Genomic DNA, 17,221 nt, shown 5'->3' on the forward strand with positions numbered 1-17,221 from the left:
TTGATCGATCATCGATCAGCGCCTTACAGTTCACTTCGCGGGCCCACCGGCCCCATCGCTCTGTCCTGCCAGATAGGGCCTTCTCCACCCCCCTCCTCTCCGGAAGGCGGCGATCATGACCGACCCCGTAGGAAAGCTTCCGAGCGAGCTCGACCAGCTCCCGGACCGTGACCCCGAGGAGACCGCCGAATGGGCGGCCTCCCTGGACGCCGTCACCCAGGCCGCCGGCCCGCACCGCGCCGCGTACCTGATGCGCCGCTCGCTGCAGCACGCCGAGGGCGCCGGTCTCGCGCTGCCCAAGCTGCTGGAGACCGATTACGTCAACTCCATCCCGACCGCCGCCGAGCCCGCGTTCGACGGCGACCTGGAGATGGAGTCGAAGATCACCGCGTGGAACCGCTGGAACGCGGCCGCGATGGTGACCCGGGGAGCCCGGTACGGGGTGGGCGGCCACATCGCCACCTTCGCCTCGGCGGCCTGGCTCTACGAGACCGGCTTCAACCACTTCTTCCGCGGCAAGGAGGGGGACGGCTCCGGCGACCAGCTCTACATCCAGGGCCACGCCTCCCCCGGCATCTACGCCCGCGCCTTCCTCGACGGCCGGATCAGCGAGCAGCAGCTCGACCACTTCCGCCAGGAGTCCGGTGGCGAGGGCCTGCCCTCCTACCCGCACCCGCGGCGGCTGCCCTGGCTGTGGGAGTTCCCCACCGTGTCGATGGGCCTCGGCCCGCTCTCGGCCATCTACCAGGCGCGCTTCAACCGCTATCTGACCAACCGCAACATCAAGGACACCGCCAACTCGCACGTCTGGGCCTTCCTGGGCGACGGCGAGATGGACGAGCCCGAGTCGACCGCCGCCCTGGCCCTCGCGGCCCGTGAGCAGCTCGACAACCTGACCTTCGTCATCAACTGCAACCTGCAGCGCCTCGACGGCCCGGTCCGCGCCAACTTCCGCGTGGTCCAGGAGCTGGAGGCGCAGTTCCGCGGGGCCGGCTGGAACGTCGTCAAGACGCTCTGGGGCAACGCCTGGGACGAGCTGTTCCAGCTGGACACCACGGGCGCGCTGCTGCGCCGCCTGCGCGAGGTCCCGGACGCGCAGTTCCAGACGTACGCCACCCGTGACGTCGCCTACATCCGCGAGCACTTCTTCGGTGCCGAGCCCGCTCTCGTCGAGCTGGCGAAGCTGCTCACCGACGCGAAGATCGCCGAGTGTTTCTACACCTCGCGCGGCGGCCACGAGGCCCGCAAGGTGTACGCGGCGTACAAGGCGGCCGTGGAGCACAAGGGCGCGCCGACCGTGATCCTGGCCCAGACGGTCAAGGGCTACACGCTCGGCAAGGGCTTCGAGTCCAAGAACGCCAACCACCAGATGAAGAAGCTGTCGATCGACGAGTTCAAGGGCATGCGCGAGCTGCTCGGCCTCCCGATCCCCGACAGCGCCTTCGAGGACGGCCTGGTTCCCTACGGCCACCCCGGCGCCGACTCGCCGGAGGTCCGCTACCTCCAGGAGCGCCGCGCGGCCCTCGGCGGTCCGGCTCCGGCTCGCCGGATGCACGCCTCCGCTCCGCTGCCGCAGCCCGAGGAGCGCGCGTTCAAGGCGCTGTACAAGGGGTCCGGCAAGCAGGAGATGGCCACCACCATGGCCTTCGTCCGCCTGGTGAAGGACCTGATGCGGGACAAGGAGACCGGCAAACGCTGGGTGCCGATCGTCCCGGACGAGGCCCGTACCTTCGGGATGGAGTCCCTGTTCCCGTCGGCCGGTATCTACTCGCCGCTGGGCCAGACGTACGAGCCGGTCGACCGTGACCAGCTGATGTACTACAAGGAGGCCAAGGACGGCCAGATCCTCAACGAGGGGATCACCGAGGCCGGCGCCATGGCCGACTTCATCGCCGCCGCCACGTCGTACGCGACGCACGGCGAGACGATGATCCCGTTCTACATCTTCTACTCGATGTTCGGCTGGCAGCGGACCGGCGACCAGATGTGGCAGCTCGCCGACCAGCTCGGCAAGGGCTTCATCGTCGGTGCCACCGCGGGCCGTACGACGCTGACGGGTGAGGGCCTCCAGCACGCGGACGGCCACTCGCACCTGATCGCGGCCACCAACCCGGCCTCGCTCAACTACGACCCGGCGTTCGCGTACGAGGTGGCGGTGATCGTCAAGGACGGTCTGCGCCGGATGTACGGCCCCGATGCCGAGGACGTCTTCTACTACCTGACGGTCTACAACGAGCCGAAGCCCCAGCCCGCGATGCCCGAGGGCGTCGAGGAGGGCATCGTCAAGGGCCTGTACCGCTTCAAGGAGGGCACGCCCGCGAAGGCGGACGCGCCGCGCCTGCAGCTGCTGGCCTCCGGCACGGCGATCCACTGGGCCCTGGAGGCCCAGGAGCTGCTGGCCGCCGACTGGGGTGTCACGGCCGACGTCTGGTCCGCCACCTCGTGGGGCGAGCTGCGCCGCGACGCGCTGGAGGCCGACGAGGCGCTCCTCCGCGGTGAGGTGCAGGTCCCGTACGTGACGCAGGCGCTCTCCGGTGCGCCGGGCCCGGTGCTGGCGGTCAGCGACTGGATGCGCCAGGTGCCGGACCAGATCAGCCAGTGGGTGGAGCAGGACTGGTCCTCGCTCGGCACGGACGGCTTCGGCCTCTCCGACACCCGCGAGGCGGCCCGCCGCCACTTCGGCGTCGACGCGCAGTCGATCGTCGTCGCCTCGCTGGCCCAGCTCGCCAAGCGCGGCGAGGTCCCGGCCTCGGCGGTCAAGGAGGCCCGGGAGCGCTACGGCCTCTGAGCCCCGCTCCCGCACCGATCCGAAACCCCCGCTCACCGGGGCGAGCGCGTCCGACAACGTGCCCGCCCCGGCGGCCGGGGGTTTCGGCGCGGTCGGCCGGGTTGCGGCCCATGAGCCTCGCTGCCGCCACAATGGGCTCATGCGTGCTGCTCGGCTGATCAAGATGGTCCTCCTTCTTCAGTCCCGTCCCGTCATGTCCGCCGCCGAACTGGCGGCGGAGCTGGAGGTGTCGGAGCGCACGGTGACCCGTGACGCCCAAGCGCTCTCCGAGGCCGGCGTCCCGGTCTACGCCGAGCGCGGCCGGGCGGGCGGCTACCGGCTCATCGGCGGCTACCGCACCCGGCTGACCGGCCTCGCCCGCAACGAGGCGGAGGCCCTCTTCCTCTCCGGCCTGCCCTCCGCGCTCCGCGAGATGGGCCTGGAGGACGCGGCGTCGGCCGCCCGCCTCAAGGTCTCGGCCGCGCTGCTGCCCTCCTTGCGTGACGCCTCGGCCTCCGCCGCCCAGCGCTTCCACCTGGACGCCCCGTCCTGGTACCACGAGCCGGAGCCGCCCGACCTCCTGCCCGCCGTCGCCGACGCCGTCTGGGACGACCGCCTGCTTCGGGCCCGCTACCGCAAGGGCGGAGGCCGGGGACACGGACGCGAGGGTACGGAGGTGGCGCGGGAGCTCGCTCCGTACGGGCTCGTCCTCAAGGCCGGGGTCTGGTACCTCTGCGCCAGGGTCGGGGACGACTTCCGGGTCTACCGGATCGACCGGTTCACCTCGGTGGAGCCGGCCGACGAGCGCTTCGACCGGGACGAGAGCTTCGACCTGCCCGCGTTCTGGGAGGAGCGTGCCGCCGACTTCGCCCGGTCCCTCCTCCGTACCGAGGTGACCGTACGCGTGTCCGAGAGCGGTGCGCGGCAGCTCGCGTACACCGGCGACCGGGCGGCCGCCGCTACGGCCCTCTCCGAGGCCCCTCCCGCCGGCCCGGACGGGTGGCGCACGGTGCTCCTTCCCGTGGAATCACTGGACGTGGCATACAGCCAGCTCCTTTCGCTGGGTCCCGAGTTGGAGGTCGTGGCGCCGGAGTCGCTCCGGAGCCGGTTCGCCGCGGCGGCCGAACGCCTGGACGAGCTGTATCGCTGAAAGGCTTCTTTTCGCCGTCTGGGCGTGCGAGGGGTCCCGGCAGGCTGGATGCTGGACCCGTGATGGACGAGACGGAATTCTGGGAGCTCATCGACAGCAGCCGCGAGGGAGCCGAGGGCGACCCCGAGGAGCAGGCCGATCTGCTCGTGGAACGGCTGGTGCGGCTCGACCCCGATTCCGTGCTGGACTTCGCCCGGCACTTCGAGGCCCGCTACAACCGCGCCTATCGCTGGGACCTGTGGGGTGCGGCCGCCGTGCTGCTCGGCGGTGCGAGCGACGACGCCTTCGACTACTTCCGGTGCTGGCTGATCGGCCAGGGCCGGGAGGTGTTCGAGGGTGCGCTGCACGACCCGGACGATCTGGCGGAGCTGCTGGACGACTTCGACGAGGAGATCGACGGGGACGGCGAGGAGCTGGGCTACGCCGCCGACGAGGCGTACGAACAGCTCACGGGTGTGGTCGCGCCCGATCTGGGACTCCCGCCGCAGCCCACCGAGCCGCTGGGCTCCCCGGTCGACTTCGAGGACGAGGAGGCGCTGGCCGCCCGCTACCCGGAGCTCTGGGACCGCTTCGCACCCAGCTGAGCCGCCGAGCTGCTGGACCCCACTGCTCAGGGTGCCAGCGAACGGCCCATCAGCACGTCGTCGACATAGCGCCCGTGCAGGAAGAACTCCCCGCTCAGCACCCCTTCCACGGCGAACCCCTCGGAGGCGTACAGCGCCCGGGCCGGGGTGTTGTGCCCGAGCACGCGCAGCGTGATCCGGTTGGCGCCCTGCCGCCGCGCCTCGGCGCACGCGGCCCGCAGCAGGGTCCGCCCGACCCCGGCCCCGCGCGCCCAGGACGCCACGGCAAGGCCCTGTATCTGGCGGACATGGGCGTTGCAGACGAGAGGCGTGGGCGGGACCAGGCGTATGTAACCGGCGATGCGTGTCCGGCCGGACCCCGACCCCGACTCGGCCTCGGGCTCGGACTCGGACCCGGAATCGGACTCGGCCATCGTCGCGGCCTCGGCCACCAGGAAGTCCTCGGGCCGGTGCCGCTCGTCGAAGAACGGCTCGTACGGCGGCCGGGGCCGCGGCACCACCGCGTGCAGCGTGGACCAGGTGGAGCGGTCGAGCTCGCCGAGGGCTTCCTCGTCGGCGGGCCGGGCGGGACGGACGGAGACGGAGTGGAGGGTGGTGGTTGCGGACATGACGTCACTGTCCCATGCCGGGTTCTTCGTACTCCATGGTGTTTTCCCCCGTATCCAGTGCCGTGTTTCCCCCCATCCCTGGGGCAGGATGGCACCATGCCGACCTCCCGTATCGCCGTCACTGGATCGTCCGGACTCATCGGAGCGGCGCTCGTGCGCTCGCTGCGCGCCGACGGGCACGAGGTGGCCCGCCTGGTGCGAAGGCCCGCCCGGTCCGGTGATGAGGTGGAGTGGGACCCCAAGCGCGGTTATGTGGACGCGGCCGGGCTCGTGGGCTGCGACGCGGTCGTCCACCTCGCCGGGGCCGGGGTCGGCGACCATCGCTGGACCGACGCCTACAAGCGGGAGATCCGCGAGAGCCGGGTGCTGGGCACGGCCGCGATCGCCGAGGCCGTCGCCTCGCTCGACACCCCGCCGAAGGTGCTGCTCTCCGGCTCGGCCATCGGCTACTACGGCGATACGGGCGACCGGGCCGTGGACGAGAGCGCGCCGCCCGGAGAAGGCTTCCTGCCCTCCGTCTGCGAGGAGTGGGAGGCCGCGACGGCCGCCGCCGAGGAGCGCGGCATCCGCACGGTGCACGCCCGTACCGGACTGGTGGTGGCCCGCGAGGGCGGGGCGTGGGGGCGGCTGTTCCCGCTGTTCAAGGCGGGGCTCGGCGGGCGGATGGGCGACGGCCGCCAGTACTGGAGCTTCATCGCGCTGCACGACGAGGTCGCGGCGCTGCGCCACATCCTGGACACCGAGTCGCTGACCGGCCCGGTGAACCTGACCGGTCCCGACCCGGTCACCAACGCCGAGGTGACCGCCGCGATGGGCCGCGTCCTGCGCCGCCCGACCCTGTTCACCGCCCCGGCGCCCGCGCTGCGGGTCGCGCTCGGCGAGTTCGCCGGCGATGTGCTGGGCAGTCAGCGCGTGATCCCCGGTCAGCTGCTCGACTCCGGCTTCTCGTTCGCGTTCACCGGCATCGACGCGGCGATCCGCGCCGCCCTGCGCTAAGCGCGACGCGGCTTTCCACGCGGCGCCGCGCTGAGCCGGCTCCGCGACCGAGGGGACGCCCGGCGGCCGCGTGTGCGACCCCGTGCCCCGGTGCCCCCGGCCACGCGCGTCTGACCCACTATCAGCCATCCTCCTAACCTCGGTGCGAACTCCGGCATTCCGGGGACCTGTTGGGGGCAAGAAGCCCCCACCAGTCGCACCGACTCGGGGAGGGCCTTGTGCGCAGCACGGCACACCACGCGGACGTGATCATCATCGGGGCCGGGATCGCCGGCCTCTCAGCGGCCCATCTGCTGACCGGCGCCGGAGTCGGCGTCAGTGTTCTGGAGGCGGCCCCCACCGTGGGCGGCCGGCTGGCCACCCGTGAGGTGGACGGCTTCCGTCTCGACCAGTTCGGCCCCCTGCTCTGCGCCTCTTGGCCGGAGCTGACCTCCACGCCGGGCCTCGGCACCCCGGAGCTGCGGGAGTTCACGCCCGGGGTGCTGGTGCACAGCGAGGGCCGTCGCCACCGCACCGGTGACATACGGAGCGCGAGGGGCGCACTCAGGGCCGTACGCACCCGATCGAGCGCCCCCCACGCCTCGCCGGGCGGCTACGGGAACCACCTGCGGCTCGTCTCCCGGGCCGGCCTGGGCACGAAGGGCTCGGGCCTCCGCTCCACCGCCACCGTGTCCGACGCGATCGACCGGGCCCGGCTCGGCGCCGCGCTCTCCCGGCTGGCCGCCACGCCGACGGCCCGGATCCTGGCGCGCCCCGAGCGGACGGCGCTCGCCGCACTGCGGGCCGGCCAGATGCCCGCCCGTACGGTGGACGGCGTCCTGCGCCCACTGCTCTCGGCGCTGCTCGGCGACCCCGGTCTCACCACGTCGAGCCGGTACGCGGATCTGGCGCTGCGCGACTATGCGCGGGGCGGACTGTGTGTACCGGCGGGCGGTTCGGGAACGCTGCCGGATCTGCTGGCCGCCGCGCTGCCGCCGGGCACGGTACGGACCGGGGTGCATGTCACGGCCGCCGACATCACCACCGTACGGACCAAGGAGCACGGCGAACTGGGGTGCCGTTCGCTGCTGCTGGCCACCGGTGCGGGTGCGGCGGCCGAGCTGCTGCCGGGGTTGCGGGTGCCCGCCTTCCGCCCGGTGACGGTCCTGCACCACACCGCGCCCGCGCCGCCGCCGACCGGCAGGTCGCTGGTGCTGGACGGCGACCGGTCGGGGCCGGTGGCGTACACGGCGGTGATGAGCGCGGTCGACCCCTCGCGCGCGCCGGAGGGCCGGGCGCTGGTCACCTCGACGGTGCTCGGGACGCCGCCGCCGGACCTGGACCGTTCCGTACGTGCCCATCTGGCGAGGCTGTACGGGACGCCGACGGACGACTGGGAGCTGCTGGCGGCCCACCACGACCCGGAGGCCGTGCCCGCGATGGAGGCCCCGCACGACCCGCGTCGGCCGGTGCGGGTGCTGGCCGGGCTGTACCTGTGCGGCGACCACCGGGACACCAGCTCGGTCCAGGGGGCGCTGCACTCGGGGCGCCGGGCGGCGGAGGCGATCCTGACGGACCTGGGGGTGGCTCCGGCGCGTCAGGGGGGCGCGCGGGTGCCGGAGGCGGCGTAGGGGGCGGTGCGTAGAGGGCGCGGCGCGTAGGGGGCGGGCGCCCCTTTCGAAGGCGCCCGCGCGCGTCTCAGCCGAGCGCCGCCACCCGGTCGCGGTAGCCGCGTACGGGCGCGGCGTCCCGGTACGGCTCCAGGCTGCGCTCGAAGGCGCGTACGTACTCGGCGGCCCGGACCGAACGCATCTCGGAGGCCTGCTGAGCCGCCTCGGCCCCCAGCTGGCAGGCCTGCTCCAGCTCGCCGAGGCCCAGCCGGGCGGAGGCCAGCACCACCCGGCAGAAGAGCCGACTGCGGGCGTACGCCGGAGCGCGCAGCTGGAGCGAGCGCTCCGCGTGCTGGGCGGCGGCCCGGTACTGCTGGAGGTCGCGGTGGCAGTGGCCGAGCTCGTGGGCGAGCTGCGCCTCGTCGAAGGGGCGGGCCCACAGCGGCGCATCGTCGCCGGGTCGCGCGGTCTCCAGGGCGTGCTCGGCCCGGGTCAGCGCGGCGGTGCAGGCCCGCGCCTCGCCGAGGATCCCGTGGCCGCGCGCCTCGACCGAGTGGAGCAGGGCCTGGACGAGCGGCGGGGCGGCGGAGCCGATGCCCTGCTGCGCGACCCGGGCGAGCTGGACGGCTTCTCTGCCGTGGCCGAGGTAGACGGCCTGGCGGCTCATGGTGATCAGGACGTACGCCCCGTAGCCGCGGTCTCCGGCGGCCTGGGCGAGCCGCAGGGCCTGGACGAAGTACCGCTGGGCCAGGCCGTGGGCGGCGATGTCGAAGGAGGTCCAGCCGGCCAGCCGGGTCAGGTCGGCGACCGCGGCGAAGAGGCGGCGCCCGGTGGCTTCGCCGTAACTCCCGCGGAGCATCGGCTCGGCCTCGTGCTCCAGATAGCGCACGAGGGCCTGGCGGGCGTGGCCGCCGCCGTAGGTGTGGTCGAGGGTGCGGAAGAGCTCACCGACCGAGCGCAGCGCCGCGACATCGCCGTTGCCGACCCTCAGGCCGGGTCCGCGCTCGGTCTGCCGCTGGCGGGGGACGACGGGGAGCGTCTCCGTACCGGACGACGCTCCGGAACCGGACGCTCCGCCGGGCAGGGCTCCCACTCCCGTACCCGCGCCTGCTCCCGGCCGGGCCGTTCCGGTCGGGTCCGTCGCCGTGGAGGGGCGGCCGCCGGCCGGGACGGGGTGGCCGGTGGTGGGCCTGCCGACCGGGCGTACGGGGCCGCCGGGGCGGGCCACGCCACGGGCGTCGGTGCGCAGGGCGCCTGCCGTCCCGTCCGTACGGCCGTGTGTCGGTGCCGGGGCTCCGGCGCCGCCTCTGCGGTGCGCGGCGGGTGGCCGGTCCGCCCCTCCGTCGCGGGCCACCCACTCGTCGGCGCGGCCGATCAGCCAGTCGCGGCTGGGGACGACCAGGCCGGCGGGGGTGAAGGCGATCTTGCGCAGCTCGGTGTGCGTACCGGAGTCCTTGCGCCACAGGCCGCTGACGATGTCGACGGCCTCGGTGGGCGTGGCGGCGAACTCCAGGCCCGCGTAGACGGGCGCGCAGGCGTCGAGGCCGAGGTCCTGCGCGGAGAGCCGCCGCCCGAGGCGCCGGGTGAAGACCTCGGCGATCAGGGCGGGCGTGGTGCCGCGCGGCTGCTGTCCCCGCAGCCAGCGGGTGACCGAGGTCTTGTCGTACCGCAGGTCCAGTCCGTGTTCGAGGCCGAGCTGATCGACCCGGCGGGCGAGGCCCGCATGGGAGAACCCGGCTTCCGCGATGAGTGCGGCGAGGCGGCGGTTGGGCGTGCGCTGCGGGGGTCGTTCCGACATCAGCTGTACGGTCTCCTGCCTTCGGGGGCCCGGGCAGCCCCTGGGGAACGGCGCGAATTTAGCGTCCACCGGGGCGGTCGGAGCCACCCTTTGCTCCACGTTCATCCGATCGTGTGAGGATTGTGGACAGAGCTGACAGAAGGGGCCGGACCCCTCTCGGGTCGGGACGCGCGTGCTCCGCCAGGCCTGGACACCTGCCGGTGGGCCGGACGGGTGACGGCCGTACAGTGGTTGAGGGCGCGATCAGTGCAGGGTGCCGTCATCCCGGGGACACCCCTTCGGGCACACGGCGCCCGACGTAGGGAGGCATCTGTCGTGAGCGAGCTGCGGTTCGTCCGTCTGGGCTTCGGTGACGAGGCCGTCGAGTACACGGAGGCCTGGCAGAAGCAGCGCGAGGTGCACGCGGCCCGGTTCGAGGACCTGGTGCCGGACACCTGTCTGCTCCTGGAGCACCCGCCGGTCTACACGGCGGGCCGTCGTACGGCGGACAGCGAACGTCCGCTGGACGGCACCCCGGTCATCGATGTGGACCGCGGCGGCAAGATCACCTGGCACGGTCCGGGCCAGCTCGTCGGCTATCCGATCCAGAAGCTGCCGCGTCCGGTCGACGTCGTCGCGCACGTCCGCCGCCTGGAGGACGCGCTGATCCGTACGGCCGTCGACTTCGGGGTGGAGACCTCGCGGGTGGAGGGCCGCAGCGGGGTCTGGGTGCTCGGCGACCCGGTCGAGCAGCGGCAGGCGCTGGGCGGGCTCGCGCTGGACTTCGACCCCAGGCTCCAGGACGAGGAGTTCGACCCGCGGCTGAACGGTCCGGAGTACGCCCCGTCCAACGCGGGCCAGCGCCGCGAGGACCGCAAGCTGGCCGCGATCGGGATCCGGGTCGCCAAGGGCGTGACCATGCACGGCTTCGCACTGAACGTGAACCCGGACAACACCTGGTTCGACCGGATCGTGCCGTGCGGCATCCGGGACGCGGGGGTCACCTCGCTCTCGAACGAGGTGGGCCGGGAGATCACCATCGAGGAGGTGCTGCCGGTCGCCGAGAAGCACCTGCGGGACATCCTGGAGAACGCGGAGCTCGCGCCCCGCGAGATCGAACAGCCGAAGGCCGTGGCCCCGGCGTGACGCGATCCATTACCGGAAAGTAGTACCGGTCAGTAGCCCCGACCGCCGCCACCGGCCGGGGAATAGGCCCCGTCGGCCGCAGGTTGGCCAGACGTAAGGCCGTTTGATTTACGGGCGTACCCTGGTGTTCGCCGAAGAATCCCATGCGAATCCCACGCAGCAGAAAGCAAAGGGGAGCCGGAGTGTCCGCTGTCGCACCCGACGGGCGCAAGATGCTGCGCCTGGAGGTCCGAAACAGCCAGACCCCCATCGAGCGCAAGCCCGAGTGGATCAAAACGCGGGCGAAGATGGGCCCCGAGTACAAGCAGCTGCAGAATCTCGTGAAGGGCGAGGGGCTGCACACGGTCTGCCAGGAGGCGGGCTGCCCCAACATCTTCGAGTGCTGGGAGGACCGCGAGGCCACCTTCCTCATCGGCGGCGACCAGTGCACGAGGCGCTGCGACTTCTGCCAGATCGACACGGGCAAGCCGCAGGCGCTGGACCGTGACGAGCCCCGCCGGGTCGGCGAGTCCGTCGTGAAGATGGACCTGAACTACGCCACCATCACCGGCGTCGCCCGCGACGACCTGGAGGACGGCGGATCCTGGCTGTACGCCGAGACCGTCCGCCAGATCCACACGCTGACGGCGGAGCGGGAGGCGGGCGCCACCAAGGTCGAGCTGCTGATCCCCGACTTCAACGCCGAGCCCGAGCAGCTGGCCGAGGTCTTCTCCTCGCGCCCCGAGGTGCTCGCGCACAACGTGGAGACGGTGCCGCGCATCTTCAAGCGCATCCGCCCCGGCTTCCGCTACGAGCGGTCCCTGGAGGTCATCACGCGGGCCCGCGAGGCCGGCCTGGTGACCAAGTCGAACCTGATCCTCGGCATGGGCGAGACCCGCGAGGAAGTCAGCGAGGCGCTCCAGGACCTGTACGACGCGGGTTGCGAGCTCATCACGATTACGCAGTACCTGCGGCCCACCGTGCGCCACCACCCGGTGGAGCGCTGGGTGAAGCCGATGGAGTTCGTGGAGCTGAAGGACGAGGCCGACGCGATCGGCTACTCCGGCGTGATGTCGGGGCCGCTGGTGCGTTCCTCGTACCGCGCGGGCCGTCTCTTCCAGCAGGCGATGGAGGCGCGCGGCGCGGCCGCGACGACCGTCCCGACGGCCCAGGCCGTGTGAGTCCGCTCACCTGAGCTACCGAGCAGTAACCGCAAGGCCGAGGCGGCTCGTACGCTCCCCGCAGGTGAGGGGCGCGGATGGGCCGCTTCGGCGTGCGGGGCACCGGAATGAAGGGTTCATTGGTGTTTGACCCACCGGTCACGCACTGGTAACACCGAGCAGTGACCCTAGGTACACGTGCAGCGGCAGCTTCCACAGCCGTCGCCGTCACTGCTTCCCGTACTCAGTCCGCGCCCGGGTGGCGCATCCACTCCGAGGGGAAACACCATGCAGGCCGCACCGGTCCGCGCCCACGCTCTTCCGTCCGTCACCACCGCCCTGCGCGCCGTCGAGTCGCTGCTCCTGAGCAGCGGCCAGCGCACCGCCCGCCGCAACGCCTGGACGGCCGTCCTGGAGGACCGCCGCCGGGCCAAGGACCGGGTGGAGTCCCCGTACGTACCGGACGCGGTGGCCGACCACCGTTCCTAGGCCGCTTCCACGCCACGTAAACTTCGGTACATGGCGAGGAAGGCAAAAACCGAAGGCGCGGACAGCGCCGAGAACGCAGGGCGGCTCAAGCAGATCGCCCTGACCTACAAGATGACCAAGCGGTCCGACAGCAAGATCGGGTTCATCGTCGCGGGCGTGGGAATCGCCACGTTCGGTGTCCTCCTCGGCATCGGCTTCTTGATCGGCCACCCGGTCTACCTGGGCATCCTGGGCTTCGTCCTGGCCGTCCTCGCGATGGCGATCGTCTTCGGACGACGGGCCGAGCGAGCGGCCTTCGGGCAGATGGAGGGCCAGCCCGGTGCGGCGGCCGCCGTCCTGGACCGCATCGGACGCGGCTGGACCACGACCCCCGCGGTGGCGATGAACCGCAGCCAGGACGTCGTGCACCGGTCGGTCGGCAAGGCCGGCATCGTCCTGGTCGCCGAGGGCAACCCGAACCGGGTGAAGGGCCTGCTGGCGGCCGAGAAGAAGAAGATGGCCCGCATCGTGGTGGACGTCCCGGTCCACGACATCATCGTCGGCAACGGCGAGGGCCAGGTGCCCCTGAAGAAGGTCCGCACCAAGATGCTGAAGCTCCCCCGCGTCCTGACCGGCCCGCAGGTGACCACCACCAACGACCGGCTGCGCGCGATGGGCGACCTGATGAGCAACATGCCGCTGCCGAAGGGCCCGATGCCCAAGGGCATGCGGATGCCGCGCGGCGGAAAGATGCGCTGAACGCGCGTACGCGAGAACGCAGGGCGGCCCCGGACCGAGGATCGGTCCGGGGCCGCCGCGTTTGCGCGTACGGGTTGGCGCGTACGGGTTGGGCTGATGGGGCTGTGGGGTGGGGCTACATCCGGACCTGTACGGCGCGGCCGAGGCGGTCGTGGAGGCCACGCCCGTCGCGGTCCCAGACGAGGGCCGGGATGACGAGCAGCAGCAGGACGGTCCGTACGACGACACGTCCGAAGCCGAGACGGCCGCCGTCCTCGGAGACCACGCGGAGCCCGAGGAGGCGCTTGCCGGGGGTGCAGCCGATGGTGCCGACGGTGAGGGCGCTCATGAGGAGGAAGACGCCGAGCGCCCAGTTCCCCGCCGCCTGCTGGTCACCGCGAGCGAGCAACCCGTATGCGATCACCATGCAGATCGACCAGTCGATGAAGACGGCCCCGAGACGGCGGCCGAACGAGGCGACGGCCCCCGGCCCCTCCGCGGGCAGCCCGAGGCGCTTGCCGCGGTGGCCGAAATCGGCACCCATGTCTTCGGCGGCCGCGCGGGGCCCTGAGAGCCACGATCCGATTGCTTGCCTGTTGTCCACCCGTCCACGGTACTGCGCCCGTGTTTGGACCCGGCCGGGCGGGGCACGAAAACAGCCGCGCGGAGACAGCCGCTGAGATGCCGGTCACCCTCGCCCCGGTTAACTTGGGCGAAACAAATGGGTCATGCTTGAGAAATCACGCCTGCCTATGGTCGGGACCAGCGTGTGCCACCGCACTGGCCGCACCACGAGCTACAACCCCGCCCGTCCCGGGTCGGGAGTAGGAGGAGTTGGATGTTCCAGAACGCCGACGAAGTGCAGAAGTACGTAGCGGACAACGACGTCAAGTTCATCGATGTCCGGTTCTGCGACCTGCCCGGGGTGATGCAGCACTTCACGATCCCGGCAGCGACCTTCGACCCGGCCGAGGAACTCGCCTTCGACGGCTCGTCGATCCGCGGTTTCCAGGCGATCCACGAGTCCGACATGGCGCTGCGCGCCGACCTGTCGACGGCTCGGGTGGACCCCTTCCGCCGTGACAAGACCGTCAACATCAACTTCTTCATCCACGACCCGATCACGGGCGAGCAGTACAGCCGCGACCCGCGCAACATCGCCAAGAAGGCCGAGGCCTACCTCGCCTCGACCGGCATCGCGGACACCGCGTACTTCGGCCCGGAGGCCGAGTTCTACGTCTTCGACAACGTCCGCTTCCAGACGTCGGCGAACGAGAGCTTCTACCACATCGACTCCGAGGCCGGCGCCTGGAACACCGGTGCGGTCGAGAACAACCGTGGCTACAAGGTCCGCTACAAGGGCGGTTACTTCCCGGCCCCGCCGGTGGACCACTTCGCCGACCTGCGTGCCGAGATCTCCCTGGAGCTGGACAAGAACGGCCTCCAGGTCGAGCGCCAGCACCACGAGGTCGGCACCGCCGGCCAGGCCGAGATCAACTACAAGTTCAACACGCTGCTGGCCGCCGCCGACGACCTGATGCTCTTCAAGTACATCGTGAAGAACGTCGCATGGCGCAACGGCAAGACCGCGACCTTCATGCCGAAGCCGATCTTCGGCGACAACGGCTCGGGCATGCACGTGCACCAGTCGCTGTGGCAGGGCGGCTCGCCGCTCTTCTACGACGAGCAGGGTTACGCGGGCCTCTCGGACATGGCGCGCTACTACATCGGCGGCATCCTGAAGCACGCCCCGTCGCTGCTGGCCTTCACCAACCCGACGGTGAACTCGTACCACCGCCTGGTCCCCGGCTTCGAGGCCCCGGTCAACATGGTGTACTCGCAGCGGAACCGTTCCGCCGCGATGCGCATCCCGATCACCGGCTCGAACCCGAAGGCCAAGCGCGTCGAGTTCCGCGCCCCGGACCCGTCCTCCAACCCGTACCTCGCGTTCTCCGCGCTGCTGATGGCGGGCCTGGACGGCGTCAAGAACAAGATCGAGCCGGCCGAGCCGATCGACAAGGACCTCTACGAGCTGGCTCCCGAGGAGCACGCCAACGTCCAGCAGGTCCCGACCTCCCTCCCGGCCGTGCTCGACGCCCTGGAGGCGGACAACGAGTACCTCCAGGCGGGCGGCGTCTTCACGTCGGACCTGATCGAGACGTGGATCGACTACAAGCGCACGAACGAGATCGCCCCGATCCAGCTGCGGCCGCACCCGCACGAGTTTGAGCTGTACTTCGACATCTAGGACCGCCGCAGGTCAGAGGGGTTTCCCTCTAACCTGGGCCGTCTGTGGGCCGTCGGCCGTATCCCTCCGGGGGTGCGGCCGACGGCCTTTTCTGCTTCCGTCACACCGCGACGGGCACTGCTCCGTCGTCGCCGTCGTCCTCGGCGGCCGGGCCGAACGCCGCGTCGATGGCCTTGCGCGCCCGGTCCTGGCTGTTGGGCATGAGGTGGGTGTACGTCCGGAGCGTGAAGCCCGGGTCCGAGTGTCCGAGGTACTCGGAGAGAGCCCGGATGTTCTCCCCTGCGTCGAGGAGAACCGACGCGTAGTAGTGCCGAAGCGCGTGCATACCGTGCTCTCGCGACTGCTTGAACCTCTCCCCCGGCAGACGATCCGGGATGACGCCGGCGGAGACGAGGGCAGGCTTCCAGAGGTACATGTTGGAGTAGTTCCGGTTCAGCGCCTTGCGTTCGCGAGAGTAGAACAGCAGCGTCGCCGTAACGGGCGGCCCATCGGGCGTCTTCCACGGGAGCGTGATCTCGATGGGCGGGCGCTGAGTGATGTGCCGGGCCAGGGCCTGGGCGACTACTTCCGGCAAGGGCACCTCCCTCAGCTTTCCGCCCTTGGGCGGAGCGAATACGAGGTGAGATCCCACCATCTTGACCTGTCGGACGACGTGGACGGTTCCTCCGAGGAAGTCGACTTCGTCGACGGCCAACCCGAAGACCTCCCCTTGCCTCAAGCCGCATCCGGCACCGACATCGACGATCGCCTTGTATTGCTGCGGGAGCCCTTCTCTGACGGCGAGGACCCGTTCACGGGTCCAGGGCTTGAGCTTCCTGGCGTCGAGCTTCGGGGCACGAACTGATCCAGCCCGGCAGGGGTTCCGGGCGATGATCCCGTCGTCCACGGCCGCGGCGAAGACAGCGGAGACATTCGCGAAGATGACGCGCTGGTAAGAGGCCGCAAGCCCCGCCTCTTGGAGACCCCGGGCCCACGTGCGGATGTGCCCAGGCTGGAACGCAGACATCGAGCGGGAACCGATGTACGGGTTGGCATGGAGCCGAAACCTCAGCTCCATTGCCGCGATGGTGGACACGTCGGTCGTCTGTGACGCGAGCCACGTCGTGGCGAACTGCTGGAAGGTGACCCTGCCTTCGCTCGGATCGACGTACTGCCCGCGTGCCATGTCGGCGGAAAGCTGCGTCAACCATGCCTCCGCAAGCCGCTTTTGCTTGTTGGGGAAGCTCTTGGACTTCTCGGTGCCGTCGGGGCCGATGTACCGGGCGCGGTAGCGGAGTCCGGAACCGTATCGGTCGCTCTTGACCCGCCGGGGCTTCCCGGCGGGTCCGGTTTCGGTTTTGTACCAGCGGTCTTGGATGTGGCCGGCCAAGGGGTGCTCCTGTTGGGTACGCGGCAGGGGCACGACCTGGTGGTGGTCGTGCCCCTGCGGGTGGTCGTGATGTAGGTCAAGCCGCTTCGCGCTCGGACAGGCTGCTGATCCATGCGTGCACGGCGGCGGGGTCGTAGCGGAGGTGCTTGCCGACGCGGAAGCCGGGCGGGCCGGTGCGCTTCTTGCGCCAGGCGTAGACGGTTTCGAGCGGGACGGAGAGGAGGGTGGTGAGGTCTTCGGGGGTGAGGTAGCGGTCCGGGAGTCCGCCCCGGAGCGTGGACCGGGGGTCTCTGGTAGCCGTCGCAGCCACTGCATCTCCTTGGATGTGGGAGGGAGCCCGGCGCTCTGTGGCCCTCGTCGTTGTCTGGCGAGGTGGCCGCGCCTGTCCGAGGTGTGGATTTCTGCGTCATTGCGTCATCAGCGTCATCCGGACCTCTGACCTGCGGATCTGTGTGACGCAGAGGCTCAGGGCTGCGTCATCGGTGCGTCATGGGCCGCGTCATGCCATGACGCAGATGACGCAGGATGACGCAGAGACTGCCGTCTGCGTCATGTATGAAGCCGCAGGTCAGAGGCTGGTTTCCGGCCTGCATGACGCAGATGACGCAGCGTCTTCCCTCTTAGGACAAAAGAGGGGGTGCC

General features: G+C 71.0%; 15 protein-coding genes. 10 read left to right on the forward strand and 5 right to left on the reverse strand.

What is annotated here, in order from left to right:
* Window positions 1-115: 115 nt before the first annotated feature.
* The 3 genes from aceE (at window position 116) to ACQP09_RS07430 (ending at window position 4,501) form a co-directional block, all read left to right on the forward strand.
* Window positions 116-2,788: a pyruvate dehydrogenase (acetyl-transferring), homodimeric type gene (gene aceE, locus ACQP09_RS07420; RefSeq protein ID WP_433396922.1), complete on the forward strand. Its 2,673-nt coding sequence runs from the start codon at window positions 116-118 to the stop codon at window positions 2,786-2,788.
* Between the two features lie 139 nt (window positions 2,789-2,927).
* Window positions 2,928-3,917, forward strand: a complete 990-nt coding sequence (locus ACQP09_RS07425) for a helix-turn-helix transcriptional regulator (protein ID WP_433396924.1) — start codon at window positions 2,928-2,930, stop codon at window positions 3,915-3,917.
* Between the two features lie 62 nt (window positions 3,918-3,979).
* Window positions 3,980-4,501: a DUF4240 domain-containing protein gene (locus ACQP09_RS07430; RefSeq protein ID WP_433406512.1), complete on the forward strand. Its 522-nt coding sequence runs from the start codon at window positions 3,980-3,982 to the stop codon at window positions 4,499-4,501.
* Between the two features lie 26 nt (window positions 4,502-4,527).
* Here ACQP09_RS07430 and ACQP09_RS07435 read toward each other — a convergent pair whose 3' ends face one another.
* Entirely contained in the window at window positions 4,528-5,109 is a 582-nt protein-coding gene (locus ACQP09_RS07435) for an N-acetyltransferase family protein (protein ID WP_433396926.1), read from the reverse strand.
* A gap of 96 nt (window positions 5,110-5,205) precedes the next feature.
* Between ACQP09_RS07435 and ACQP09_RS07440 the strand changes: the two genes are divergently transcribed.
* Window positions 5,206-6,105, forward strand: a complete 900-nt coding sequence (locus ACQP09_RS07440; RefSeq protein WP_433396928.1) for a TIGR01777 family oxidoreductase — start codon at window positions 5,206-5,208, stop codon at window positions 6,103-6,105.
* A gap of 218 nt (window positions 6,106-6,323) precedes the next feature.
* The gene (locus ACQP09_RS07445) at window positions 6,324-7,715 is read left to right on the forward strand and encodes an FAD-dependent oxidoreductase (protein ID WP_433396930.1); all 1,392 of its coding nucleotides are present in this window, start codon (window positions 6,324-6,326) and stop codon (window positions 7,713-7,715) included.
* A gap of 67 nt (window positions 7,716-7,782) precedes the next feature.
* On the opposite strand, the gene ACQP09_RS07450 is transcribed toward ACQP09_RS07445, so the two are convergent.
* Complete coding sequence (locus ACQP09_RS07450; protein WP_433396931.1) at window positions 7,783-9,492, reverse strand: regulator; 1,710 nt, start codon at window positions 9,490-9,492, stop codon at window positions 7,783-7,785.
* Window positions 9,493-9,807: 315 nt separating this feature from the next.
* On the opposite strand from ACQP09_RS07450, the gene lipB reads away from it, so the two are divergent.
* The 4 genes from lipB to ACQP09_RS07470 all read left to right on the forward strand — a co-directional run bounded on the left by lipB (window position 9,808) and on the right by ACQP09_RS07470 (window position 12,983).
* Window positions 9,808-10,617: a lipoyl(octanoyl) transferase LipB gene (gene lipB, locus ACQP09_RS07455; RefSeq protein ID WP_433396933.1), complete on the forward strand. Its 810-nt coding sequence runs from the start codon at window positions 9,808-9,810 to the stop codon at window positions 10,615-10,617.
* A 182-nt stretch (window positions 10,618-10,799) separates the two neighbouring features.
* Window positions 10,800-11,777 (forward strand): lipoyl synthase, encoded by a 978-nt coding sequence (gene lipA / locus ACQP09_RS07460; RefSeq protein ID WP_433396935.1) that lies wholly within the window; start codon window positions 10,800-10,802, stop codon window positions 11,775-11,777.
* Between the two features lie 267 nt (window positions 11,778-12,044).
* A complete protein-coding gene (locus tag ACQP09_RS07465; RefSeq protein WP_030564323.1) occupies window positions 12,045-12,245 on the forward strand; it encodes an SCO2195 family GlnR-regulated protein in 201 nt (66 codons plus the stop codon).
* 30 nt (window positions 12,246-12,275) lie between these two features.
* Complete coding sequence (locus ACQP09_RS07470) at window positions 12,276-12,983, forward strand: DUF4191 domain-containing protein (RefSeq protein ID WP_018511895.1); 708 nt, start codon at window positions 12,276-12,278, stop codon at window positions 12,981-12,983.
* A 115-nt stretch (window positions 12,984-13,098) separates the two neighbouring features.
* Here ACQP09_RS07470 and ACQP09_RS07475 read toward each other — a convergent pair whose 3' ends face one another.
* Complete coding sequence (locus ACQP09_RS07475; RefSeq protein ID WP_433396937.1) at window positions 13,099-13,506, reverse strand: RDD family protein; 408 nt, start codon at window positions 13,504-13,506, stop codon at window positions 13,099-13,101.
* Window positions 13,507-13,800: 294 nt separating this feature from the next.
* On the opposite strand from ACQP09_RS07475, the gene glnA reads away from it, so the two are divergent.
* A complete protein-coding gene (glnA, locus tag ACQP09_RS07480; RefSeq protein WP_030080762.1) occupies window positions 13,801-15,210 on the forward strand; it encodes a type I glutamate--ammonia ligase in 1,410 nt (469 codons plus the stop codon).
* Between the two features lie 100 nt (window positions 15,211-15,310).
* Here glnA and ACQP09_RS07485 read toward each other — a convergent pair whose 3' ends face one another.
* Together ACQP09_RS07485 and ACQP09_RS07490 are read right to left on the reverse strand one after the other, a co-directional pair.
* The gene (locus tag ACQP09_RS07485) at window positions 15,311-16,579 is read right to left on the reverse strand and encodes a tyrosine-type recombinase/integrase (RefSeq protein ID WP_433396940.1); all 1,269 of its coding nucleotides are present in this window, start codon (window positions 16,577-16,579) and stop codon (window positions 15,311-15,313) included.
* Window positions 16,580-16,655: 76 nt separating this feature from the next.
* Complete coding sequence (locus tag ACQP09_RS07490; RefSeq protein ID WP_128844427.1) at window positions 16,656-16,889, reverse strand: helix-turn-helix transcriptional regulator; 234 nt, start codon at window positions 16,887-16,889, stop codon at window positions 16,656-16,658.
* Window positions 16,890-17,221: the final 332 nt, after the last annotated feature.

Origin of the sequence: Streptomyces sp. CA-146814, from assembly GCF_050942385.1 — a bacterium.
Taxonomy (GTDB): Bacteria; Actinomycetota; Actinomycetes; order Streptomycetales; family Streptomycetaceae; genus Streptomyces.